Source organism: Streptomyces sp. NBC_01549, from assembly GCF_026339955.1.
In the GTDB taxonomy this organism is placed as follows: domain Bacteria; phylum Actinomycetota; class Actinomycetes; order Streptomycetales; family Streptomycetaceae; genus Streptomyces.
In genome coordinates this window covers 507,923-530,280 of record NZ_JAPEPW010000003.1, presented here as the reverse complement: position 1 = coordinate 530,280, position 22,358 = coordinate 507,923, and the positions used below count along the sequence as shown (strand labels likewise).

At 67.2% G+C, this 22,358-nt stretch carries 16 protein-coding genes and 8 pseudogenes; 12 read left to right on the top strand and 12 right to left on the bottom strand.

Features of this window, described 5'->3' with window-relative positions; all coding sequences use genetic code 11:
• Window positions 1-206: 206 nt before the first annotated feature.
• Window positions 207-1,610 carry an IS701 family transposase gene (locus tag OG819_RS48650; RefSeq protein ID WP_266656108.1) on the bottom strand — a complete coding sequence of 468 codons (1,404 nt, stop codon included), beginning with the start codon at window positions 1,608-1,610 and terminating at the stop codon, window positions 207-209.
• A gap of 816 nt (window positions 1,611-2,426) precedes the next feature.
• Here OG819_RS48650 and ltrA (OG819_RS48645) point away from each other — a divergent pair.
• A complete protein-coding gene (gene ltrA / locus OG819_RS48645; RefSeq protein ID WP_266649880.1) occupies window positions 2,427-3,683 on the top strand; it encodes a group II intron reverse transcriptase/maturase in 1,257 nt (418 codons plus the stop codon).
• Between the two features lie 221 nt (window positions 3,684-3,904).
• Here ltrA (OG819_RS48645) and OG819_RS48640 read toward each other — a convergent pair whose 3' ends face one another.
• Complete coding sequence (locus tag OG819_RS48640; RefSeq protein ID WP_266638736.1) at window positions 3,905-5,140, bottom strand: IS701 family transposase; 1,236 nt, start codon at window positions 5,138-5,140, stop codon at window positions 3,905-3,907.
• Window positions 5,141-5,882: 742 nt separating this feature from the next.
• On the opposite strand from OG819_RS48640, the gene ltrA (OG819_RS48635) reads away from it, so the two are divergent.
• Window positions 5,883-7,154, top strand: coding sequence for a group II intron reverse transcriptase/maturase (gene ltrA, locus OG819_RS48635; RefSeq protein ID WP_266647954.1), 1,272 nt, complete (start codon window positions 5,883-5,885; stop codon window positions 7,152-7,154).
• A gap of 69 nt (window positions 7,155-7,223) precedes the next feature.
• Here the strand turns inward: ltrA (OG819_RS48635) and OG819_RS48630 are convergent.
• Both OG819_RS48630 and OG819_RS48625 read right to left on the bottom strand, forming a co-directional pair.
• Window positions 7,224-7,529 (bottom strand): annotated as a pseudogene (locus OG819_RS48630) (transposase); the annotation flags it as partial.
• 557 nt (window positions 7,530-8,086) lie between these two features.
• Window positions 8,087-9,454, bottom strand: a complete 1,368-nt coding sequence (locus tag OG819_RS48625; RefSeq protein ID WP_266647750.1) for an IS701 family transposase — start codon at window positions 9,452-9,454, stop codon at window positions 8,087-8,089.
• A 98-nt stretch (window positions 9,455-9,552) separates the two neighbouring features.
• Between OG819_RS48625 and OG819_RS48620 the strand changes: the two genes are divergently transcribed.
• Window positions 9,553-10,698 carry a cytochrome P450 gene (locus OG819_RS48620; protein WP_266656106.1) on the top strand — a complete coding sequence of 382 codons (1,146 nt, stop codon included), beginning with the start codon at window positions 9,553-9,555 and terminating at the stop codon, window positions 10,696-10,698.
• A 119-nt stretch (window positions 10,699-10,817) separates the two neighbouring features.
• Here OG819_RS48620 and OG819_RS48615 read toward each other — a convergent pair.
• Window positions 10,818-11,371: pseudogene (locus OG819_RS48615) on the bottom strand (transposase); the annotation flags it as partial.
• A gap of 32 nt (window positions 11,372-11,403) precedes the next feature.
• On the opposite strand from OG819_RS48615, the gene OG819_RS48610 reads away from it, so the two are divergent.
• The 3 genes and pseudogenes from OG819_RS48610 to OG819_RS48600 form a co-directional block, all read left to right on the top strand.
• On the top strand, window positions 11,404-11,610 hold the full coding sequence (locus OG819_RS48610) for a ferredoxin (protein WP_266638005.1): 207 nt from the start codon (window positions 11,404-11,406) through the stop codon (window positions 11,608-11,610).
• The gene (locus tag OG819_RS48605) at window positions 11,607-12,761 is read left to right on the top strand and encodes an FAD-dependent oxidoreductase (RefSeq protein ID WP_266656093.1); all 1,155 of its coding nucleotides are present in this window, start codon (window positions 11,607-11,609) and stop codon (window positions 12,759-12,761) included. The genes OG819_RS48610 and OG819_RS48605 overlap by 4 nt, the downstream gene beginning before the upstream one ends.
• Before the next feature lie 303 nt (window positions 12,762-13,064).
• A pseudogene (locus OG819_RS48600) lies at window positions 13,065-13,172 on the top strand (IS5/IS1182 family transposase); the annotation flags it as partial.
• 200 nt (window positions 13,173-13,372) lie between these two features.
• Here OG819_RS48600 and OG819_RS48595 read toward each other — a convergent pair.
• Entirely contained in the window at window positions 13,373-14,458 is a 1,086-nt protein-coding gene (locus OG819_RS48595; RefSeq protein ID WP_266656087.1) for a hypothetical protein, read from the bottom strand.
• 548 nt (window positions 14,459-15,006) lie between these two features.
• Window positions 15,007-15,156, bottom strand: a pseudogene (locus OG819_RS59305) (IS3 family transposase); the annotation flags it as partial.
• 248 nt (window positions 15,157-15,404) lie between these two features.
• Here OG819_RS59305 and OG819_RS48590 point away from each other — a divergent pair.
• A pseudogene (locus OG819_RS48590) lies at window positions 15,405-15,599 on the top strand (IS30 family transposase); the annotation flags it as partial.
• 114 nt (window positions 15,600-15,713) lie between these two features.
• Here the strand turns inward: OG819_RS48590 and OG819_RS59300 are convergent.
• From OG819_RS59300 to OG819_RS48575, 5 genes and pseudogenes are all read right to left on the bottom strand, one after another.
• Window positions 15,714-15,839: pseudogene (locus OG819_RS59300) on the bottom strand (IS3 family transposase); the annotation flags it as partial.
• A 73-nt stretch (window positions 15,840-15,912) separates the two neighbouring features.
• Window positions 15,913-16,695, bottom strand: a complete 783-nt coding sequence (locus tag OG819_RS48585; RefSeq protein WP_266656085.1) for an IS630 family transposase — start codon at window positions 16,693-16,695, stop codon at window positions 15,913-15,915.
• Window positions 16,584-17,054 (bottom strand): helix-turn-helix domain-containing protein, encoded by a 471-nt coding sequence (locus tag OG819_RS48580; protein WP_266624875.1) that lies wholly within the window; start codon window positions 17,052-17,054, stop codon window positions 16,584-16,586. Before OG819_RS48580 ends, OG819_RS48585 begins: the two co-directional genes overlap by 112 nt.
• Before the next feature lie 154 nt (window positions 17,055-17,208).
• A pseudogene (locus OG819_RS59295) lies at window positions 17,209-17,490 on the bottom strand (IS3 family transposase); the annotation flags it as partial.
• Entirely contained in the window at window positions 17,487-17,795 is a 309-nt protein-coding gene (locus OG819_RS48575) for a transposase (RefSeq protein ID WP_266638000.1), read from the bottom strand. The pseudogene OG819_RS59295 and the gene OG819_RS48575, both read right to left, overlap by 4 nt.
• Before the next feature lie 530 nt (window positions 17,796-18,325).
• Here OG819_RS48575 and OG819_RS48570 point away from each other — a divergent pair.
• The 5 genes and pseudogenes from OG819_RS48570 (at window position 18,326) to OG819_RS48550 (ending at window position 22,293) form a co-directional block, all read left to right on the top strand.
• On the top strand, window positions 18,326-19,141 hold the full coding sequence (locus tag OG819_RS48570) for a transposase (RefSeq protein WP_266656083.1): 816 nt from the start codon (window positions 18,326-18,328) through the stop codon (window positions 19,139-19,141).
• A gap of 12 nt (window positions 19,142-19,153) precedes the next feature.
• Entirely contained in the window at window positions 19,154-19,612 is a 459-nt protein-coding gene (locus OG819_RS48565) for a transposase (protein WP_323139450.1), read from the top strand.
• Between the two features lie 81 nt (window positions 19,613-19,693).
• Window positions 19,694-20,232, top strand: a pseudogene (locus tag OG819_RS48560) (winged helix-turn-helix domain-containing protein).
• Window positions 20,229-20,747 carry a transposase gene (locus OG819_RS48555; RefSeq protein ID WP_266656519.1) on the top strand — a complete coding sequence of 173 codons (519 nt, stop codon included), beginning with the start codon at window positions 20,229-20,231 and terminating at the stop codon, window positions 20,745-20,747. Before OG819_RS48560 ends, OG819_RS48555 begins: the two are co-directional and overlap by 4 nt.
• Before the next feature lie 85 nt (window positions 20,748-20,832).
• On the top strand, window positions 20,833-22,293 hold the full coding sequence (locus tag OG819_RS48550) for an IS1380 family transposase (protein ID WP_266648810.1): 1,461 nt from the start codon (window positions 20,833-20,835) through the stop codon (window positions 22,291-22,293).
• Window positions 22,294-22,358: the final 65 nt, after the last annotated feature.

The following is a 22,358-nucleotide window of genomic DNA, read 5'->3' as shown; positions in this document are numbered from 1 at the left end:
CCTCCTTCGGAGTACTCATTCCGAACGTGAGCGTGCCCCTTGGGCTCGTCCACACCCGCCGGCCCGAGAGGGCCGGTTTTCTTGAGGATGAGGAAGAGGTGGTGCGATGAGTACCGACGTCGACAAACATCGCCGCAGGTGGACCGGCCCTGAAAGGTTGCAGGTGGTCCTGACGGCGGCGAGTCTGTTAGCCCTTCAGTTGTAGTTCAGGGCGAGTTCGCGAGCCCGGCGTCTGCGATGATGCCCGTTGGCGTCGGCCTGGTGATGTCGTCGCGAGCGTGACCACCACAGTCCGTGGGCGGCCTGACCGTGCTCGGGTGGGGGCGGCGGGTGGATGAGCGTAAGGAGCTTGCGGATCTCGGCGGCGGTGTAGGGGATGAGCTGTTCGGGGCTGATGATGTCCTCGTGCTCCCCCCTTTGGGCTCCTCATCAGGCTCGTCACCGCTGAGGGCTTCCCGGAGCGGTGCGGGGGCGTCGGCGTCGTCTGTGGCGGCCTGTACCGCCAGGAATGCGGCGGCCAGCATCGACAGGGTGATGTGCCGGTACCAGCCGTGCCAGTGGCGTACCTCGTAGTCGGCCAGCCCGCACTGATGCTTGCCGAGTTTGATCGCGTCTTCCACCCGCCAGCGCGCGCCGGCGACGTGGGCCAGGTGTTCCGGCGGGGTGCCGGACGGGCCCCAGGCCAGGTAGTAGTCGAGGTCGTCGGGCGTTTCGGGGCGGCGCCGGGCGATCATCCATCGGCTCGGCCAGGGCTGCCCCCGCACCGCGCTGCCCACGGGCTCCTCCGGGTCGGCGACCCGGCGGACCCACCACTGCCACCAGCGGGAGCCGGTCTGGTTCGGGCCGGCTTCGAACAGTTGCCACTCGCTGTCGTCCGCGGCGGCGGCCAGCTTGTCGATATGCCGCCATCCCGGTCGGGGCAGCACTGTTTGGGCGCTGGAGACGTTGACCACGTACGGCAGTTGGCGGCTCTCGGCGAAGGAGCGGAAGCCGCCGTCACGGCCGTAGACCTCGTCGGCGGCCAGCCAGGTGTTCTCCGGAAGCTCGGGGAGAATCCGGTCGATCATCTTCTCGGCGAGGCGGGGTTTGGTGGCGAAGCCGACGGTCTCGGGCACCTGCGCAGCCGCGCACCGCTCGCGATCGCCTGTCCAGACTTGCGGCAGGTAGATCTCCCGGTCGACCAGGGTTGCCCCGCGGGTGGTGGCCCAGGCGGCGAACACCCCGATCTGGCAAGGAAAGACGCCGCCGAGTGAGCCGGTGAACTGCCGGGCCACGCCGACGGAAGTCTTGCCCTTCTTGGCGAACCCGGTCTCATCGATGACCAGCACCCCGCCCGCGCTGTCGGCCAGCCCGTCCAGCGCATACCGGCGGACGCGGTCGCGCAGCTCATCGACGTCCCACTTCGCCCGGTCCAGTAAGTGCTGCTGCCCGTCGGGGCGCCGCCAGCCGGCGTACTCGGCCAGCTGCCAGCCATTCTTGCGGGAGACCGGGCCCAACAGCCCGCGCACACACGCCTTCGCCCGCCGCCGCAGATCCGCCCGGGGGAAGACGTCGCCGACCTGCCGCAGCAACTCCTCCAACTCAGCATCCCACTCGGCTACTTGTGCCACATCGCCGGACCAGTCGTCTATAACAGGGAGTTACCCTGTGAACCTGATCAGCGAACTACAACTGAAGGGTTAGTGTCTTGCGCCTGAAATTCCTAGGTAGTTCCGGCTGAGTTGCGGACGGTCAACACGCCTGGTGGTGAACGAAGTTGGGCCGCCAGGACGAGGTGGATCTACAGACGGATTACTGGCGCAGGACATTAGTACTCCAGCCGTAGTTCGGTATTTGGGCTGGTCGTGTGTCACGAACGCTGAAGGAGGCGTCGATGTAGGAGCTTCTGGAAGCGGTGCTGTGCAGGAGATGGAGGTAGGTCCTCCGGGGTCGCCCTGCAGGGGGAGGCTTCAAACCACCGCAGGCTGCGTCGGTTAAGTGCCGTTCGTGGTGAGCGCTGCGGGAAAAGGCGCGACCTGATCGCGTCAGGTGTGGGTCAGGAAGGCGAGCGGGAGCGAACCGCTGATGACGTGTCGTAACAAATTCCAGTGGCGTCGAAACCAGGGCGAGACCAGGGCTCTGGGACAAGTCCGGGGGGAGCCTGCTGACTGCCCGGATGGCGTCCGGCATGTAGGCGGCGCGAGCCTGACCTGGGCTCTTGCATGGAACGTGAGAACCTGTCGCCCCGATACTGCTGCCGGCCCGTGGGGCCGGCGCCGAGAGGGAGATCCCCAAGCGGCCAACACCGCAAGGGGCGGAGTACTGACGCGGGGCACGGGGGCAGACCGTCTCGTAGTAGTGACGAAGCCCGGTAATGCGGGTGGAGCGAAGGGGACGGATCATCCAGGTCTGCTTGGCGGTCAACCGGAGTTCCCGGGAGGAGCCGGATGAGTGGGCTGAAGTCGTTCGAGATTTCGAAGCATGTGGTCTGGGAGGCGTATCTCAGGGTCAAGGCGAACGGGGGAGCGGCCGGGGTTGATGGCGAGTCGATCGAGCGGTTTGAGGCTGACCTGCGGGGCAACCTCTACAAACTGTGGAATCGCCTGTCGTCGGGCAGCTACTTCCCGCCGCCGGTGCGGATGGTGGAGATCCCCAAGTCTGGGGGATCGGGCAAGGTCAGGGTTCTCGGGGTGCCGACGGTCGCGGACAGAATCGCGCAGACTGCGGCGGCCATGGTCCTGGAGCCGGAGGTGGAACCGATGTTCCACCCCGATTCTTATGGATACCGGCCGCGCAGAAGCGCGCTGGACGCGGTCGCGGCCTGTCGGGAGCGGTGCTGGAGGACGAACTGGACGGTCGATATCGACATCCAGGGGTTCTTCGACAACCTCGACCACGACCTGGTCCTCAAGGCGGTGGCCCACCACACCGACCAGCGGTGGATTCTGCTGTATGTGGAGCGCTGGCTGAAGGCTCCGCTGCGGCACAAGAGTGGCGAACTGGTCGCGCGGGATCGTGGGAGTCCCCAGGGCTCGGCGATCTCGCCCCTGTTGGCGAACCTGTTCATGCACTACGCGTTCGACACCTGGATGGATCGGGTCTTCCCGGGTGTCCGGTTCGAGCGCTACTGCGACGACATGGTGGTTCACTGCCGCACCGAGGCCGAGGCGCACCAGGTGCGTCAGGCGATCGGCCAGCGGCTGGCCGAGTGCGGGGGCTTGCGGCTGCATCCCGACAAGACCCGCATCGTGTACTGCAAGGATGGCAAGAGGCGTGGTTCGTACGAGCACGTCTCGTTCACCTTCCTCGGGTACACGTTCCGCTCGCGGAAAGTCCGGTCGAGGACGGGGAGTTACTTCTTCGGCTTCAACCCGGCGATCAGCGACGAGGCGGCCAAGCGCATCCGGGCACAGATCCGCCGATGGCGGCTGCACTTGCGCAGTGGGTCGTCCCTGGCAGACCTTGCACGGGAGATCAATCCCGTCGTGCGGGGATGGATCAGCTACTACGGGCGGTTCTATCCGTCCGCGTTGGTCCCGAGCCTGAAGGGCATCGATCAGTATCTGATGCGATGGGCCGTGCAGAAGTACAAGCGGCTCCGGCGTCGCCGGAGCCGGGCATGGCAGGGCTTGGAGAAGACCGCCAAGCTCTACCCGGGGCTCTTCGCCCACTGGAAACTCCTCCGGCCTCGAACGACCGGGTGATGGGAGCCGTGTGAATCGAGAGGTTCACGCACGGTTCTGAGAGAGCCGGGAGGTGAGATCCCTCCCGGCTACTCGCTAGCGGCCTGGTGGCGTGGAGTGTAGCGGGGCGTCAGGTGGACGGGACGGACTTCCCCACCGCGTCCCGGCGAATAGGTAGCCGCGCCGTTCGTAGTGGCTCTGGCGGGCGCGTGCCTGGTGGCGTCGTCTCCACCGTGACCAGGTCAGCGTGTGGTTGTGGCGTGCGGGGCGGTGCGGGGGTTCAGCTGCCAGGAGACGGCGGATCTCGGCCGGTGTGAGGTCCACGAGATCGGGCGTGTCGTCGCCGGGGCCCCCCTTTCGCGTTCCTGGGCGGCGATGGCGGCGAGGAACGCGTGGGCGAGCATGGCGAGGGTGATGTGCCGGTACCAGCCGGTGTAACGGCGGACCTCGTACTCGTCGAGGCCGCACTCGTTCTTCGCGGACTGGAAGCATTCTTCGATCTTCCAGCGGCATCCGGCGATCCGGGCCAGGTCGGCGAGGGTGGCGTCCAGCGGAGCGCTGGCCAGGAAGTAGGCGATGTCCTGGGGGTCGGTGATGCTGCGGCGGGCCAGCATCCACCGCCTGCGGGTGGGCTTGTCACCGTCGCGTTCCTCGACGACGGGCAGGAGGGCGCCGGCCCAGTCGTAGCAGCGTTCGCCTTTGGCTCCGGGGCCGGCGGACAAGCGCTGCCACGCCTCCGGCGGGGCCTCACGGCGAATACGGTCCTCAATGCGCGGGCCGTGGACCTGCTGGGACTTGGGGACGGCCACGACGTAGTGGAGCTTCAGGCCGTCTTCGAGGAAGCGGCGGAAGTGGCTGTCCTGGCCGTAGGCGGCGTCCGCGGTGACCCAGCGGAAGCGCAGCGGGGAGGCATGGGCCCGGCGGATCATGTCGCGGGCGAGGGCGTTCTTGGTGGCGAAGGTACGGTCGTCGGGGATGTGGGCGGCCCGGCAGCGGTCGCGGTCGTCGGTCCAGGACCTGGGCAGATAGAGGTCACGGTCGACGAGGGCGTGTCCCCGGCTGGTGGCATAGGCGGCGAACACGCCGATTTGGCAATTTTCGGTGCGTCCGGCGGTGCCGGAGTATTGGCGCTGTACTCCGGCGGAGGTGGTCCCCTTCTTGATGAAGCCGGTGTCGTCGACGATCAACACGCCGTCGTCATAGGCGAGTTGGTCGGCCACGTACTGCTGCAGGTCGTCGCGGACACTGTCGGCGTCCCAGCGGCTGCGGGAGAGCAGGTACTGCAGTCCGTCCGGGGTGGCGTGGCCGGCCCACTCGGCGAGCTGCCACCCGTTCTTGCGGCCGACCGGGGCGAGCAGGCCGCGTACGTAGTCCCGCATCCGCCTGCGGGGCTCGATCCGGGTGAAGCGGCTCCCGGTCCGCAGGAAGAGTTCTTCGAGTTCCTGATCCCACACATTCACCGGCGCATCGTTGAGCATGTCGAGGGACTGCTCGCACCAGCTCACGGGCATGCGGCAGAGCACTCGTTCGTGGGGCACGGTGGGGAAGTCCGTCCCGCCCATCTGACGCCCCGCTACACTCCACGCCACCAGGCCGCTGACCAGCCCAAATACCGAACTACGGCTGGAGGTGTGCCACGAACACTGAGAGTGAGGTTGATGTAGGCAGAGACCCTGCTTGATGTGGTGCTGTGCGGAAGATGAAGGTCTTGTGGCCCTTCGGCGTCGCCCTGCGGTGGGAGGCGTCAAACCGCCCCGAGCTGCGTTGGCTGAAGACCGTCGTGGTGAGCGTCCGGGGAAAAGGCGCTGGTCAGGCGTCAGGTGGGGACCGGGAAGGCGAACGCGAGTGAACCGCTGATGACGTGTCGTAAGTAGTAGGTGACATCGAAACCGGGGTGACTTCAGGATCCCGGGACAAGCCTGGCGGGTGACCGCTTATTGGCCAGGCGGTGTCCGGCATGAAGGCGGCGCGAGCCCGGTCTGCGGCTTCCGTGCGGAACGTGGGAAGGCGTGTCGCGATACTGCCCTGGCTCAGCGGCCGGGGCGACAGGAAGAGCCCGGTCCGGAAGTCCTCCGACCGGGTGCTGAGTACCGTCGCGCGGCGCGCCGGCGGACCGGCTCGTAGTAGTGGGCAAGCCCCGGTAATCGGGGTGGAGCGAAGGGGCCGGGTTGTTCGTGACTGGTTTGTTCGGTCAACCGGAAGTTTTCCGGGAGGAGCGGGATGGACGAGTTGAAAGCGTCGGCCAAGCCGTTCGACATCTCCAAGCAGGAGGTGTGGGACGCCTGGGTGAAGGTGAGAGGGAACAAGGGCTCGTCCGGGGTGGACGGAGTGTCGGTCGAGGCGTTCGAGAAGGACCTGAAGAACAACTTGTACAAGGTCTGGAACCGGATGTCCTCGGGCACGTACTTCCCACCGGACGTCAAAGCGGTGCCGATCCCCAAGAGCGGGGGTGGCATCAGGGTGTTAGGGGTGCCGACCGTCGCCGACAGGGTCGCGCAGACGGTGGTGGCCGGACATCTGTCGGAGCGGGTGGAGCAGATCTTCCACGCGGACTCCTTCGGGTATCGGCCGGGCAAGTCGGCACTGGACGCCGTTGCGTCCTGCCGGGAGCGGTGCTGGCGGTTCGACTGGGTGGTCGAGCTCGACATCCGGAAGTTCTTCGACACCGTCCCGTGGGACAAAGTGGTGGCCGCGGTCGAGGCGCACACCGACGCCGGTTGGGTGGTGCTGTATGTCAAGCGGTGGCTGGCCGCGGGGCTGCGCCTGCCTGACGGGTCCACGACTGAGCGGGTAGAGGGCACGCCGCAGGGTTCTGCGGTGTCGCCCGTCTTGGCGAACCTGTTTCTGCACTATGCGTTCGATGCGTGGATGGTCCGAGAGTACCCGGGCTGCCCGTTCGAGCGTTACGCCGATGATGCGGTGGTGCACTGCCGCACCCTGGCGGAAGCGGAACGTGTCCTGGCCGCGCTGCGGTCCAGGATGGCCGAGGTCGGTCTGGAGCTGCATCCGGACAAGACCAGGATCGTGTACTGCAAGGACGACAACCGTCGGGGCCGGTTTCCGGTCACCGAGTTCACGTTCCTGGGGTTCACGTTCCGGCCGCGAGGAGCCAAGGACAGACACGGGGTGATGTTCACCGCGTTCCTGCCCGCGATCAGTAACCAAGCCCTGAAGAGGCTGAGCAGGACGGTGCGGTCCTGGAGGCTGCACCGGCGCACGGCGCAGGAGTCATCCGATCTGACCCGGACGGTCAATCCGGTGGTTCGGGGATGGATGAACTACTACGGGCGCTTCTACCGCTCAGCGCTGTATCCGCTGTTCGACCGCATCAACACCTACTTGCTGCGGTGGATTCAGAAGAAGTACCGGGTCGGGATGAAACAAGCCCTGCAACGGCTGGCCCAAGGCCACACGTTGCGCCCGAAGTACTTCGCTCACTGGACCTGGGCGGCCCCGGCAGGGGCGAGGCCCAGAACGACAAGAGCCGTATGACGGGAGACTGTCACGTACGGTTCCGTGGGAGCCCGGGGGTGAGATTCCCCCGGGCGACCCGACTACTAATCGGCGGGCCCTCTCACGGACCTGGCAGCGCAGCAGTTCATGGATGACCTGGTCGGTCCCGTCGTCCCGCCACGCGACGAAGTAGTAGTACGTCGCGCTCTTCGGCGGCAGGTCGTTGGGGAGGTAGGCCCACTGGCAGCCGGTCCGGCCCTGATAGAGGATCGCGTTCACGATCTCCCGCATCGCATAGGCGCCCTGGCGGCCGCTGACCGATCGGTGCCGGTCCTTCCACGCCGTGATCACCGGCTCGATCAACGACCACTGGCCATCCGATAAGTCGCTCGGGTACGGCTTGCGTTCACTCACCCCGCCACCCCAACAGACCACCGCCCGTGGACCAGCGGATTCCGCTCGCACCCACACCATCAGGCGACGGCAGAACCTCTCAAAGACTCACGAACCGCCCTCTTAGAGGGCGGCAAAAGCCCAGATGCAGCCGACTGATCCAAGGTGCTCAGTCAACAACGTCTTACAGCACCAAGAGGAGCGATGGTGCGGCCTGGTGCCGACGCCGGGTGCCTTGGACTCGCGAGGAGTTGTCACCCGGCCAATACACTTGCCGCATCAAGTAAGCTTATGTTTAAATACCCTCGGATCCGGCAATTGGCGGCCTGAGCACGCCAATTCTTCCTGTAACTTCTCCGCTGGGCCGAAAACTATTGGCCTCAAATCCATGACTTGCTGACCATGTACCCCAGCATGCGACTGCGGCCGGAAGGCATGGGCGCCTTCACGCATTCGTTTTGCACCTCCTTGGAGTTCGACATGCCCGAAAAACTGACGCGTGGGTTCGCTGTTACGGACCGTGATTCTCGGTGTCCGTTTGACACGGCAGCTGTAGTTCGTGACTCGTGAGGTTCCTGTCATGCGATGGCCACTGCTGTGACGTTGTTCCAGCGGCGGTGGCAGGCCGTCGCGCGATGCTGGTGTCGGCGACGCCAGTTCGACCAGCGCAGGGCGTGTGCCGGATCGGTGTCCTGGCGGGGCCTTGGCAGGGCGAAGACCCGCAATAGCGCGAGGAGTTCGCGCGGGCTGACGGGCACCATGGCCAACTCGTCGTCGGAGTTGGCGGGGTGGGCGCGTTGCCGCTCGTGGAGGGCGCCGACGGCCAGAAGTGCGTAGGCGATCATTGACATGAGGCTCCAGCGGTGCCAGGACGTCCAGCAGGTGACCTGGCCGGTGTCGAGGTGGGCCAGGCCCTTGGCTCCCTGGAAGTCCTCCTCGACCCGCCACCTGCGGCAGACCGCGCTGACCAGCACCGATATCGGCTGCGGGTCGGGGTGCCAGGTCCGGTAGAAGGAAAGGGTGCCGGTGCGGCGGTGGCGTCGGACCAGGACCTGGCTGTGCCCGGCGGCCTGTCCGGGCGGCGCATCGTCGGGGTTCACGTCGATCATCGCCCAGTCGTAGAGCCGCTCGGCCTTGGTGCCATGGCCGGTCCTCAGCCGCATCCAGGCCCGCTTCGGCACCCGCTCCAGCAGCGCGGTGACCTTCTTCTTCCCGGCGCCCGGGGTGGTGACCCGGTGGCTGGTGGGTACCGCGATCGCGTAGCCGTAGCCCAGCGCACGGATCCGCGCACGCAACTCCCGTCCACCGTAGACCTCGTCGGCGGCCACCCACGCGGTGTGCACCCCCGAGGCGTGGGCGTCCTCCAGCATGTCGCCGGCCAGTTGCGGCTTGGTGGCGAACACCCTCTCGTCGGGCACCCCGACCAGCTCACGGCGCTCGTCGTCCGCCGCCCATGCCTCGCCCAGGTACAGCCGACGGTCGACCAGCGCGTGCCCCTCGGCACTCACGTAGGAGAGGTGTACCGCGACCTGGCACAGCCCGATCCCGCCCAGCGCCCCGGAGTACTGCCGGGCCGCGCCGACCGCGTCGAGGGACGACTTCTCATCGCCCGTCTCGTCCACCACCAACATCACCTCCCTCTCGCCGAGTTGCTCCACCGTCCAGGCCGCGACCGACCGGCGGACTGCCTCGGTGTCGAAGCGGGCCCTCGACAAGAAGTGCTGCAGGACATGCGGACCGCTGTGGCCGATCGCCTCGGCCAACGACCAGCAGTTCGCCGATTCCTTGACCATCAGCAGCCCAGAGACCATGTTCCGGCAGGTCAGCCGGGTCTCCCGGCGCGGGAAGCAGCTCGCGAACCGGCCCATCAACCCCTCGAACAACCCGTCCCACCCGGCGTGTACTACCGTGGCCTGCGCGGCCACCGCTTCTTGATTCTTCGTCACACAAGATCACGATGCCGGTGGCCGTACCCCTGCCGCAGGCACCCCACCCACCACGCTGGCCAGCGGCGATGCCTCACGCCTCACGAACTACAGCTGCCGTGTTTGACCCCTCCGGCCGACTCGCGGAGATGGCCCGGCGTGAGGGGCCCACCCGGCTCCAGATGGTCGAGCGGGAGTACGGCGAGGTGGAAGTGCTGATGTTCTCCCGTTACGCCGATGTCCGGGCGCTCTACAACGACCCGCGTCTCGACCACAGCTTCATTCCCGCGCCGGAGGGAGCCATGGACAGCGCGCTGCCCGGCTTCTTCCCCCGCTTCCGCGGCGCGGACCACGCCCGTCTGCGCCGTATGGTCGCCGGGTCCTTCACGCCCAAGCGGGTTGAGCAGTTGCGGCCCAGGATCGAGAACATCGTCTCGGAGCTGTTGGACGAGGTGGAGGAAGCCGGTCCGGGAGTCGATCTGTTTGAGGCATACGCCCTCCCGCTGCCCTCCATCGTGATCGGCGAGATACTCGGTATAGCCAGCTCCGAGCACCGGAGCTTCCACCGCATGTGCGCGGGTGTCGTCGACTTCTCGCTGCCGCCCGAGGAGGCCTTCAAGAACTTCATGCGGCTGAACGACTACGTTGGCGACCTGGTGGCCCAGAACCACGAGAATCCGACCGACGGCCTGATAGGCGCGCTGGTGGAACAACGCCACGGCGAGGTCGGCGACGAAGAGATCGTCGGTATGGTCAGCGCACTGGTCGTCGCGGGTCATGAGACCTCTGCGTCGACGATCGCACTGAGCGCCCTGGCGTTGATGCAGCAGCCCGAGCAGCTCGCCATCCTGCTCGACGACGCCCACTCCACGGCCAATGCCGCGGAGGAACTGCTCCGCTATATGAGCGTCTCGGGCGGCTTTCCCCGGATGTCGACCGAGGACGTCACCATCGGCGATCACACCGTGAAGGCCGGCGAGTGGGTCCTGGCCTCGCCGCTGAACGCCAACCGTGACCCGGAGGTCGTCTCCGGGGACCCGAACATCCTCGACCTGACCCGGGAACCGATCCAGATCATGACCTTCGGGTCCGGGATCCATCAGTGCCCGGGTCAGCACCTGGCCCGTGTGGAACTGCAGATGGCTTTGACCCCTCTCTTCCGCAGGTTCCCCGGGCTGCGGCTCGCGGTCCCCGCCGAAGAGCTCTCCTTCCACCGCTTCGGACCGAACGTCTACGCCTTGGACGCCCTGCCCGTCGCCTGGTGAGTCATTAGTAGGGCTTGGTCAGGTTCGTATCGGTGTGGGTATGTTGCGGTGGCAGGTGGGGCAGGCGCCGGTCCAGAGGGCGAGGAGTGTCTGTAGCTCGTGGACGATCTGGTAGAGGCTCAGTCCGGCGCCGTGTCTTTTGGGGCCCGGGCCCGTCGTTGCAGAGGGCGTGGGCGACGGAGACGAGGGTGACGTGGTGGTGCCAGCCGTTCCAGGTCCGGCCCTCGAAGTGGGCAAGTCCCAGGACCTGTTTCATCTCCCGGTAGTCGTGCTCGATGCGCCGGCGGAGTTTGGCGAGGCGGACCAGTGTGGTCAGAGGCATGCCGGAGGGCAGGTCGGACAGCCAGTACTGCACCGGTTCGCTCTCGCCGGCGGGCCATTCGGCCAGCAGCCAGCACACGGGCAGTTCCGGGCCGTCGGTGGCCTGGCGGACCTCGCGTCCGGCAGGCCGGACGCGAAGGGCCACGAAGCGGGAGTACATCCGCTTACGGCGAAAGCGGCCGGTGCCGGGCCGGGAGCCCTCCCGCCACTGCACCGGCCTGGCCGTCTTCCGGCCCGCCGCGATGACCAGCTCCTTCACTGACCGCGGCCTGTCGGGATACTTGGCCACCGGCGGGCGTCCGGTCCCCGCATACGGCTCGGCCACCGGCACCGCGCCGGCGGGCTGGGCCGACAGTTCAACATGTACCTTTCGAAGGATGATTCATGATTATTACGGTAGAAGAGGACAAGTGTGTCGCCGGTGGCCAGTGTGTCGTGGCGGCGCCTGAGGTCTTCGATCAGCGAGAGGACGACGGGGTCGTGATCCTGCTTCAGGGAAAGCCCCCTGTGGAGGAGTTCGAGCGGGTGCGCAGAGCCGCGACGATGTGTCCCGCCGCCGCCATCCGGCTGGCGGAGTCACTGCGCTCGTGACCGCTGACGTACTGGTGATCGGCGGGTCGGTCGGCGGGTTGACGACGGTGGAGGCGCTGCGTGGAAAAGGCTTCCGCGGCACCGTCCAGGTCGTGGGGGCGGAGGCCCACCTGCCCTACGACCGGCCGCCGCTCTCCAAGAAGATCCTCTCGGGGATCTGGGACGAGGAACAGGTGCGCCTGCGCGGCCAGCAGGAACTGGACGCGCTGGACGCCGAATTCCTGCTGGGTTGCCGAGCGGTGCGTCTGGACGTCGAGGCACACGGCGTCGTCCTCGAGGACGGCCAGAAACTCGGCTATGGCCGGCTCGTCCTGGCGACCGGTCTGACGCCGCGTACCTTGCCGGGCGCCGGCTCCCTGCGAGGGGCGTGGGTCCTGCGCACCTTGGAGGACTCCACCGGGCTGCGCGCGCAGTTGCTCACGGCCCGCGATGTGGTGATCATCGGTGCGGGAGTGCTGGGGTGCGAGGTCGCCGCGACAGCACGGGAGATGGGTCTGAACGTCACCTTGATCGACCCGAATCCGACTCCGATGTGGCGTCAGACGGGGGCGGCCATCGGCCAGGTGTTGTCCGGGCTCCACGCGGCGCGCGGTGTACGGCTGCTCATGGGGACCCGCACCACCTGTCTGCTCGATGACAACGGGCGGGTCACCGGCGTAGGGATCAAGGGCGGCGAGACCGTTCCCGCGGATGTGGTCGTGGTGACCATCGGCTCGATCCCCGCGACCGACTGGCTCGTCGGCAGCGGCCTCACCCTGAACGACGGCATTGTCTGCGACGAACGCGGCCGCGCTGCACCCGACGTCTACGCCGTCGGGGACGTGGCCCGCTGGTCAGACGAGCGGACCGGCGTCAGCACCCGTCTGGAGAACCGGACCAACGCCGTGCGGCAGGCCGTGTTCGTCGCGGGCGACATCACCGGCGCCCAGGACAGCTACCAGCCGGTTCCGTACTTCTGGACGGACCAGTACGACGTCAGGATCCAGGTCTTCGGCTCGCTCCCCGAAGACGCGCATGTCCGGCTGATCGACGGCACCACGGAATCCCGGAAATTCGTCATGGTCGCCGAGAAGGAGGGCCAGGCGGTCGGCGTGGTCGGCTGGAACAGCGCCAAGGCGGTCATGGCCGCCAAGAACGCCTACCTGAGCTGACAACACCGAACACCGTTCTGACCCAGAGTTTCTCGGGGGCCGGGCTGCCAGCAGGATGCTGTTGACAGCCCGGCCCCCGAGGCATGTCGGTGCCGGTCGACGGCTGCGTGCCGCCTTCTGTGCCGAGAACCTTCCTGGCGAGCCTCAAGCTCTCCGGACTGCCGGCGCTTTCGAGACCCCCGACACCGGGTCGGGGCCACGGATCACCGCCGTTTTGACGAGTGGTCCGCGGGCTTTGTGACAGCCGGGATTCTGTTGCTCACGGCAGATTCAGGTCGACGATCCGCTCAATCACCGAACGCTCGCACCGGTCTGCCTCTGCCAGTCGGCATCTCGGGCGCGAACATGCACGACGGTCAGCGCCTCGAACCGCTCGTGCGGGGGATCCGTGTGACCCGCTCGCGGCGGGGGTGCCTGATTAAACGACACGATGCCCGGGCAGCGGGTCGTCTGCGTGATCCAGGAAGAACTGCTGCTGGCCGCCCGGGTGAACAAGAAAGCCGTCTTCGCGTCGCGAGCCGGCCGCGCGGGTGTGCGTCGGTCGGACCGGCGCTCGCGGGCCCGCCACCCGGGGGAGTGGCGGGCCCGCCCGTCCCGCGGCGCGGAAGTGGTCAGGCCCCGATGAAACGACGCTTGTACGCGCCGTAGACGTGCGGCAGCAGGAGGCCGGGCTCCGCGTTGATCACCTCGGGAATGACGGGGATCGCGGAACCGACCATGGTCTCCGGGTGGAAGGTCCGGTCCTCCGCGGGATCCGGGCGCATCTCCATCACCAGATTGGGCTTGCCCCCGACCTTGACGTGCCAGCCCGAGGTGATCGGGATGCCCGGGATGTCGTCGGACACGGCCCAGCGAACCTGCACGGTGATCCGGATCTGGTCGGGGTCGACCGGAATACCCTCGTAGGTGAGCGTGACCGCCGCAACGGTGCCCTCAGCGATCAGTCCGGCGGCGATCTGGATGTCGCGATGCGCGGGCGTAAGCTCCGTCTTCATCTCGACCTTCTGCAGTTCCATGTCGAGGGAGTGGGCCACGTTGTGGGTCAACTGGACGAACAGGTGATCGAGCTGCTGCTTGAGGGGCGCGCCCTCGTGCCAGCCCTCGAGCTTCGCGCCGAAGTTGACCGCGGTGAAGACGATTTCCGGCCCGTCGTCGGCAACGGAGTAGGTTTCCCGGATATGGAGCGTCTCCACGTCCGCGCACAGGCCCGTGACGGTCGGGGCCAGCCGCGAGGCGATGAAGTTCGGGTTGAGGCCGGCGCCGGTGAAGGTCGAACCGCCTTCGCGGCACGCCTCCTCGAATTTCTCGGCATAACCGGGTATCGCGGAAGGCATCGAATGCTGGCCCGTAACCGAGATCACGTTCTTGCCCGACCGGAGAAGGTCGATGATGTCCTGGTCGTTGGCGTCCATCTCGTCCGGGCGCAGGCGGGTGCAGAAGAGGACGACGTTCGCGTCCATGCGGAGCAGTTCCTCGCGATCGGTGGTCGCGAGGACGCCTATCGGCTCGATTCCCGCGATGACGCCGGCGTCCACGCCCTCCTTTGCCGGGCTCCAGACCTTGCAACCGACCAGTTCGAGATCACGATGCCGCGCCACGGCGCGAATCAGGGCCTGCCCGTTGTCACCGGCACCCCACTGGATAACCTTGTAAGTCAATTTTTTCTCCCACGGTAGGCGGCGATTGACTATCCCCATTGAAGGGGGTGTCGCAACACTGGCGAACGTCAAAGCCTGATCAGCCTCGGGGTTCCGCGAAGGGATTTGTTCAGTCCTTGACCAGGCAAGTATATCGGATTGTATTCGGTGTCCGCGCCAGGCGCGACGGGCAGGACTGTTCCAAAGTCCGGGTGACACAGGGAAGTTGCAGGTCACGGCGGCCTGACGACTGCTGGTCGACCCGTATCGATGCCCTCGACACCGGTGCGGCCCAGGGCTCGCCGAGGTCGAAGAACGCCATGTGCGGATTTTTCGGGGCGCCGTCGACCCGGTTGTGTCGGGCGACTACGTGGTCTTGGGCCCGATCACGGCCGCCTCGCTGAGCGCGACACCATGGCCCAGGCCATGTCCCGGAAAGCGGGGCCGTCCAGACAGGACAGGCCTCCTTTGACCTGTTCCTCGGTCATGAGCCCGTGGGCCACCAGAGCGGGTGGGGCCTGCTCGAAACGGGCGCGCCAGTACTGGTCCTCGGCTCCCGCTCTCCTGCGGTCGCCACTGAGGTTCCCCCGTTGCTCGGGAGGGGCTGATCAGCTGGTCAGGGTGGGTTGACGGGGTTTCAGGTTCGCTCGTTCGGCCGTTGCCTGCTCGGCGTAGTGCTTCTCCTCGAACTCGATCGGGCTGAGGTAGCCGAGCCGCTTCTGGATGCGCCGGCTGTTATAGAAGCCGTCGATGTACTCGAAGAGCGCGGAGGTTCGCCTCGGCCCTCGTGGCGAAGACGCGGCCGCGGACGCACTCGGTCTTGGTGATCATCCACAGATTTTCCGCGAGGGCGTTATCGTAACTGTCGCCGACCGAGCCCATGGATGCCTCAATTCCCGCCCACAGCAGGCGGGTTGTGAGCTTGATGGACGTGTATTGGGCGAGTTCAATTGGTCGTCGCAACATCTCGTTCTTGGAGGTGTTGATGGGCAGGCCAGCGGGGTGGATGGAGGCGTTGACGGGCAGGGCGCCGATGAAGTCGCCTGGGAAACCGTCGCTTCGCCGCGATGTGGAACGGTTGTTCTGGCGGGAGATCGCCAAAGGGCTGACGAGCGAGGAAGCCGCGATCGCAGTCGGCGCGTCGCAGGCGGCTGGCAGCCGCTGGTTCCGCGAGCGTGGCGGCATGCCGACGTTCGTGAGCATCTACTATCAGTCCAGGAAGCCGGTGTTGCGACGACCGGTTGAGCCCGGGTTGACAGCCGTGGTCGGCGTGGTGGATGAGCTTGCCGGGCTCGACCTCGCGGGAGGCGAGCGCGTACTCCAGACTGGACAGGACCAGGTCGGCGTCCGCGCGGGCGGAGGTCTCCCAGGCCACCACCCTGCGGGAGAACGCGTCGCGGATCGCTGACAGCCACAACGGGCCCTCGCCGGTCGGGATCATCGTCAGGTCAGTGACCCACAGCCGGTTCGGCCCCTCGGCAGTGAAGTCCCGGTTGACTAGTAGACTGTCGCAGCTAATTCCTGGGATAGGGGTGGCGCAGTTTGATGCGTGCGTCGTGGGTGGTGAACTGCCAGTCCACCTGACGTTGGTCGGTGTTGGTGGCGTTCTGCCAGGCTGAGAGTTCGGTGTTGAGGGTGTCGAGGTCGCCGATCCGGCGGTCGAGACATTGCCTGGTCAGCGCGGAGAGTTCGATCTCGGCGATGTTGAGCCATGACCCGTGCTTGGGCGTGTGGTGGATCTCGAGGCGCTGAGCCAGGGCGAAGGCCTCTTCTGGTTCGAATGCCTCGTACAGTGAGGCGATGCCGTGGGTGTTGAGGTTGTCCATCACCAGCACAACCGTCTCGGCATCGGGGTAGTCCACGCTCAGCAGCTGCCTGACCTGGCCGGCCCAGTCGATCCGGGTCCTCTGGGACAGTGCCTGAACTCGACGCCACCCGCGCAGGGGTTCGACCCATACGAAGATCGAGCACGTGCCGCAGCGGATGTACTCGCTGTCCTGGCAGGCGTCGTGACCTGGGCGGGCCGGGAGCGGGTCGCGGACATGGCCGAGGAGCTGGTAGGGCTTCTCGTCCATGCACACGACCGGACATGCCGGGTCATAGGGCCGGGCATAGACGGCCAGTACGTCTTCCATCCGGGCCGCGAACTCCGCGTTCGCGCGTGGTGGGATGGTCCAGCACTTCTTCAGGTGAGGACGCAGTTCCGTTTTTTTAAGACCCGGCCGATGGTGGAGTGGTCCAGATCGGGGATGTCCTCGACCAGTGCGACGTGCTTCTCCAGCAGCCGCAGCGACCACCGGGTATAGCCCTGGGGTGGCTGTGAGCACGCCATCGCGATCAGCCGGGCTTCGACCTCACCGGTCACCGGTGAGGGCACCGGCGGGAGGTCGCGCTTCTTCCGCGCGATGGTGGCGTGAACATCGCCACCGGTTTCGGTGAAACGCTTGGCGACCAGCCGCAACGTCTCACCGGAGACGCCGAGCCGGGCCGCGATCACCTCCTGCGAGCCGATCCCGCCTGCAGAGGTGTCGAGTGCGAGCAGCACCCTCGCCCGCCTGATTACCGAGGCCGGATGAACCCCCGTCGTGGTCACCCGGACCAACTCCTCGCGGTCCTGCGCGGTCAGCACCACCGGCCTCTTCTTCTGCGAACCCATCGCACCAGTCCTGTCCGGCAGAGCGGGAGAGGAATCTGCCAGACGCAAGCCTCTCAATCAAACAGCCCATACCTAAGCAGCGACACGCTACTAGGTCCGGGGCGAGCGTGGCCTTGGGATCGCGGCGCGTGAAGCCCTTGAGGCGCGGGCTGAGACCCGCCAGATCGGCCTCGCGCATCAACCGCTCGACCCGCTTGCGGCCCACGTGGACGCCCTCGCGTTTCAGCATGGCGTGCACGCGTGGCGACCCGTAGATGCCGCCAGACTCGGTGTGGATCTCCTTGATCTGTTCAGTCAACTCAACGTCGCGCCGCCGCCGCTCGCAGGGCTCCGTCTCGGCGCGGCGCCAGCGGTAGTAGGTGGAGGAGGCGATGTGCAGTTCCCGAAGTACGCACTCGACTCCCAGGTGCGGATGCTCGTCGACGAGCGCGGTCACCTGGGCCGGGTCGGGTCGAGTTGCGCCGCGAAAAACGCCGAGGCGGTCCGCAGGACTTCGTTCGCGCGCTTGAGCTGGACGTTCTCCTTGCGCAAGGCCGCCAGCTCGGCGCGTTCGTCGGTGGTGAGGCGGTCGTCGCGCTCGCCTGCGTCCGCCTCGGCCTGCCGGATCCACCCGCGCAGGGCCTCAGGGTGCACGCCGAGGTCGACGGCCAGCTTCTTGATCTGCGGCTTCGGGTCCGTGGTGCGGTACATCCGCACCGCACGCTCACACAACTCCAACGAGTACTTCCTGGGTGCAGCCATGGTCGATGTTCCTCTCATGAGAACCATCTGACCCTCTGTCACCATCTTCCGCATCTCGGGGGAACCTCACACTCGGACGGAGACACACGTATGTCCGTAGCTCTGCGGCGGCCATAGTGGCGGTGATGCGGCCCGCCCGCATGCTGTCGGTGCCCTGGGGCGTTGCGAGCGGGGCATCGCAGTTGTGCGGAAGGGCCGCCCATCCGGGTCTGCCGAAGAGGACGGGGTCGAGAGTCCCGTGCACCTCGGCCCCGTTGCCCGGCCCCGACCTCCACCTTGCTTTCGGGCAGGGTGCCCGGTCCTTGAGGGCCGGGGTGAATACCCGCTCCCGCGTGGCGGGGCAGGGGACGCCTGATCGCCGCCAGGGTGATGAGGCGTCTCGGGAGAGACGGCGTCGGGGCCGGCCTCAAGCAGGTGTGACAGCCGGGCAGTTGAAAGACCGCCGGTCCGCGGCAACGTGAGTGACCAGCCGTCGGGCAGGTCTTCGGAAGAAGACGAAACGACACTCATCGCGCCGATACGATGACGGTATGTCACGCTTCCGTATGTATCCGACGAGTGAGCAGGCGAGCATCATGCTCGGACACTGCGCGCACGCCCGGTACGTGTGGAACCTCGCGGTTGAGCAGCACGTGCAATGGAAGCCGGGCCGGACGTCGGCGCCCGGTTTCGCCGAGCAGTGCCGCCAGCTCACCGAGGCCCGGCGTGACAACGCATGGCTTGGCGCGGGCAACGCCGATGTCCAGCAGCAGGCGCTGAAGGACTTCGCCAGGGCCAAGAACGCCCGGTTCATGTCCGGGTTCGGTGAGCCGACCTGGCGCAAGAAGCACGTGCACGAGGGCTTCCGCGTCATCGGGACCGACCGGGTGCCCGAGTTCGAGGCGGACGGCTCACCGAAGCTGAACGCCAGGACCGGCAAGCAGGTCATGAGCCGCTCGGTGGTGGTGGACAGGCTCAACCGCCGGTGGGCGCAGGTGAAGGTGCCGGGCTGCGGCTGGGTCCGCTTCCGCCTCACCCGTTCCGGGCTGCCCCGGGCGAAAACCTTCCGCGTCACTTTCAGGAACGGTCAGTGGCATATCGCGTTCGCCATCGTCCCCGAGCCGGTCCCGGCCCCGAAAACGGGCGAGGTCATCGGGATCGACCGGGGCGTGAAGATCACCGCCGCCCTGTCCGACGGCCGCAGGCTGAACTGCCCCCAGCTCACGGTCAGGGAACGCGCGCAGATCCGCAAGCACCAGCGCCGGGCAGCGCGCGCCCCGAAGGACAGCGCCGCCAAGACCGTCGAGTACGCCAGGGTCGCCAGACTGAAGGCACGTGAGGCCGACCGGCGCAAGGACTGGTGCTAGAAGACATCGACGATGCTCGCCCGGTCCTACGGCCTGGTGCGGTTCGAGAAGCTGAACATCAGGAACATGACCGCCTCGGCGAAAGGGACCATCGAGCGGCCCGGCACGCGCGTGCGGCAGAAGGCCGGGCTGAACCGGGCTGTCCTTGCTCAGGGTTGGGGCCTTCTGCGCCGGCGGACCGGCGAGAAGGTCCCCGGCCGCGTCGAGGACATCCCCGCCCCGTACACGAGTCTGCGTTGCTCCGCATGCGGATGGATCGAGAAGAACTCGCGCAAGAGCCAAGCCGAGTTCGTCTGCGTATCCTGCGGCTTCACCTGCAACGCCGACGAGAACGCAGCACACAACGTCGCGGCAGGGCAGGGCGGAATTCCCCGCCTCCGGCGATCAGCCGGTGCCGGAGGGACGACACCCCCCAGAGGGTCGAGCGTCCGTGAACCTCAGCCCGTACGGGCTGGAATCCCCCTCTTTTAAGAGCAAGGCCGCGTAGTTACTGACCTTTTCGGGTTGCCTTCGGGTGGTGACGTTGGGTGATCCCTGCGGTATGCCGGTGCTATGCGGTATGCGGATGGTGGGGGCCTGACTGCTGGGCGGCGGGCTGCGCGTGAAGGGATCCGGCTGGAAGCCGGGCAGAGGTTCGTACGAGGTGACAGGACCTCGGACATCGCCAAAGACCTGCGGGTGAGCGAGCGTTCGGTGGAGCAATGGCGCCGGGCCTGGCGCGAGGGCGGCATGGAGGGTCTGAAGTCGAAGGGACCCGCCAATCGGCCGAAGGTGTCGGATGAACGGTTCGCCCTGCTGGAAAAGGAGCTGGCCAAAGGTCCGGCCGCGCATGGCTGGGAAGACCAGCGGTGGACGCTGGATCGCGTCAGAATGCTGATCGGCCGCCAGTTCAAGGTCAGTTGCTCGATCGCGGGTGTGTGGCGGCTCCTGCACCGCCATGCTGGTCCTGGCAGAGCCCGACCCGTCGCGCGCTGGAACGTGACGAACACGCGGTCGAGCTCTGGAAGAAGGACGTGTGGCCGCGGGTGGAAGGACCGCGGCGGCGCTCGATACCTGGATCGTCTTCGAGGACGAGGCCGGGTTCGCGATGACGCCGCCACGCGCCCGCACGTGGGGCCGGCGCGGACAGACTCCCGTGGTGCGAGTGCGGGGACGGTCTCGGCGACGGATCTCGGTCGCCGCGATGTGCTGCTACCGGCCGGGCGAACGGTCCCGGCTGATCTACCGGCCCCGCTTCCACTCGCTCCTCAAAGGCGCACGCAAGAGCTTCGCCTGGCAGGACTACCGCGACCTCCTGGTTCGTGCCCACTTGCAACTCGGCGCCCCGATCATCGTTGTCTGGGACAATCTGAACACTCATCGCACCGCCGGACTGCGCGCGTACGCCGCCGGCCACGACTGGCTCACGGTCATCCAACTTCCTTCCTACAGTCCGGACTTGAATCCGGTGGAAGGCGTCTGGTCCCTGTTACGGCGAGGGCCGATGGCTAACACTGCATTCGCCGATCCCGACCACCTCACCCGCACCCTCCGCCGCGGCCTCGCCCACATCCAGCGCCATCCCGAACTCATCGACCTCATGTATTCAGCTATGAAAGTGATCTGACGTCCCGGCAGAAGAAGGGTGCCTCCCACCTGCGATGATCTGACTGCTGAGATCAAGAACGTCGCGGAGAAGAGGCACCCAACAGGTGCAGGTTACCGAATGGGATCACCGGCTTGCCGTGCGGGCCGACGGCAAGAACCTGATCGGCCACGCGGGCGTGGTGCTGCTGCGGAAGGTCGCCGACCGCGTCGGCCTGGCCGCCGCGCTGAGTGCGGCGTTGCCGAAGGGCACCGGGCCGGGCTGGCGGGACCGGGGCATGGCGCTGGTCCAGCTGGCCTGTGCGATCGTGCTCGGCGCGACGAACGTCCTGGAGGCCGAGCAACTCCAGTACCACTGGCGTGCGGTGTTCCCGCGCCCGGTTTCGGACAGCACCCTGCGCCGCGCCCTGGCCGCGATCGACGCCCCGGTCGCGGCCAGGGTGGAACGCGCCCGTGCCGCGATACGCCGCGTGGTGTGGACGCTGCTCGCCCTGCGGCCCGGCGGTTTCCCCTGGATCTCGGTGTGCGGCCGGGAGCTGACCGGCTGGTACGTCCTGGACCTGGATGCGACCATCGTGACCTGCACCAGCCGCAAGGAAGGCGCGGCGGGCACCTTCAAGGGGACCTTCGGTCACATGCCGCTGGGGGCGTGGGTGGCCAACACCCGTGAGTGCGTCGCCATGCTGCTGCGGCCCGGCAACGCGCCACCGAACGATGTCGCCGACCACAAGAGCGTCCTGGCCTCGGCGTTTCGGCAGCTCCCGCTCCCGCTGTGGTCGAAGCTGCTGGTGCGGATCGACGGCGCGGCCTTCAGCCACGAGGTCCTGGACCATCTCCAGAGTCTGACCACCAGCCGGCGCCGGGTGCGCTGGGTGACCGGCTGGGCCATCAACGCCACGGACGAGCGGGCCATCGCGCTGCTGCCCGAGAACGTGTGGACGGCCGCACTGCGGCAGGACGGCCAACTCCACGAGATCAAGGGACCCGATGGGGAATGGGTGTCCTACCAGGTCGCCGAGCTGACCGGGGTCCGTGACCTGACCGGCTGGCCGGCCGGGATGCGGCTGATCGTGCGCCGGGTCAAGCCCTCGCGGCGGGATACGAAGAAGCTGACCGCGTTCGAGAAGCGCACCGGCTGGCGCTACCAGATCGTCGCCACGAACATCCCCGCCCGCCAAGGGCTCTCCGGGGCCCCGGGCTCCGGGCAGGTGTGGTTCGTCGACGCCCTCTACCGTGATCACGCCGAGGTCGAGGACCGTGTCAAAGCGATCAAGCGGGTCGGCCTCGGGCTGCTGCCCTCGAAGTCCTGGCAGCTCAACATGGCCTGGGTGCTGGCCGCCACGCTCGCCGCCGACCTCGACGCCTGGACCCGGCTCCTCCTCCTGCACGACGAGCCCGCACTCGCCGCCGCCGAACCGGAGACGATCCGCAGGAAGCTGTACCACCTGCCCGCCCGGCTCACCTCCCACGCCCGCCGGCGCACCCTGCACCTCGACCGCACCTGGCCCTGGGGGGCAGCGTTCGCCACCGCCTGGCAGCGCGCTCACCAGCTTCCGGCCCTCACCTGACGGCCGGCCACCACCCGACAACAACGAGAGGACCGCACCACCCTCGGGCCCGTGGAACCCGACGC

Coding starts and splice junctions, on each gene's coding strand:
- OG819_RS48575 (WP_266638000.1), bottom strand. CDS start 17,795: ATGGCTGCACCCAGGAAGTACTCGTTGGAGTTGTGTGAGCGTGCGGTG.
- OG819_RS48595 (WP_266656087.1), bottom strand. CDS start 14,458: ATGGGGATAGTCAATCGCCGCCTACCGTGGGAGAAAAAATTGACTTAC.
- OG819_RS48580 (WP_266624875.1), bottom strand. CDS start 17,054: ATGGGTTCGCAGAAGAAGAGGCCGGTGGTGCTGACCGCGCAGGACCGC.
- ltrA (WP_266647954.1), top strand. CDS start 5,883: ATGGACGAGTTGAAAGCGTCGGCCAAGCCGTTCGACATCTCCAAGCAG.
- OG819_RS48610 (WP_266638005.1), top strand. CDS start 11,404: ATGATTATTACGGTAGAAGAGGACAAGTGTGTCGCCGGTGGCCAGTGT.
- ltrA (WP_266649880.1), top strand. CDS start 2,427: ATGAGTGGGCTGAAGTCGTTCGAGATTTCGAAGCATGTGGTCTGGGAG.
- OG819_RS48565 (WP_323139450.1), top strand. CDS start 19,154: ATGCTCGCCCGGTCCTACGGCCTGGTGCGGTTCGAGAAGCTGAACATC.
- OG819_RS48640 (WP_266638736.1), bottom strand. CDS start 5,140: ATGCTCAACGATGCGCCGGTGAATGTGTGGGATCAGGAACTCGAAGAA.
- OG819_RS48555 (WP_266656519.1), top strand. CDS start 20,229: ATGACGCCGCCACGCGCCCGCACGTGGGGCCGGCGCGGACAGACTCCC.
- OG819_RS48570 (WP_266656083.1), top strand. CDS start 18,326: ATGTCACGCTTCCGTATGTATCCGACGAGTGAGCAGGCGAGCATCATG.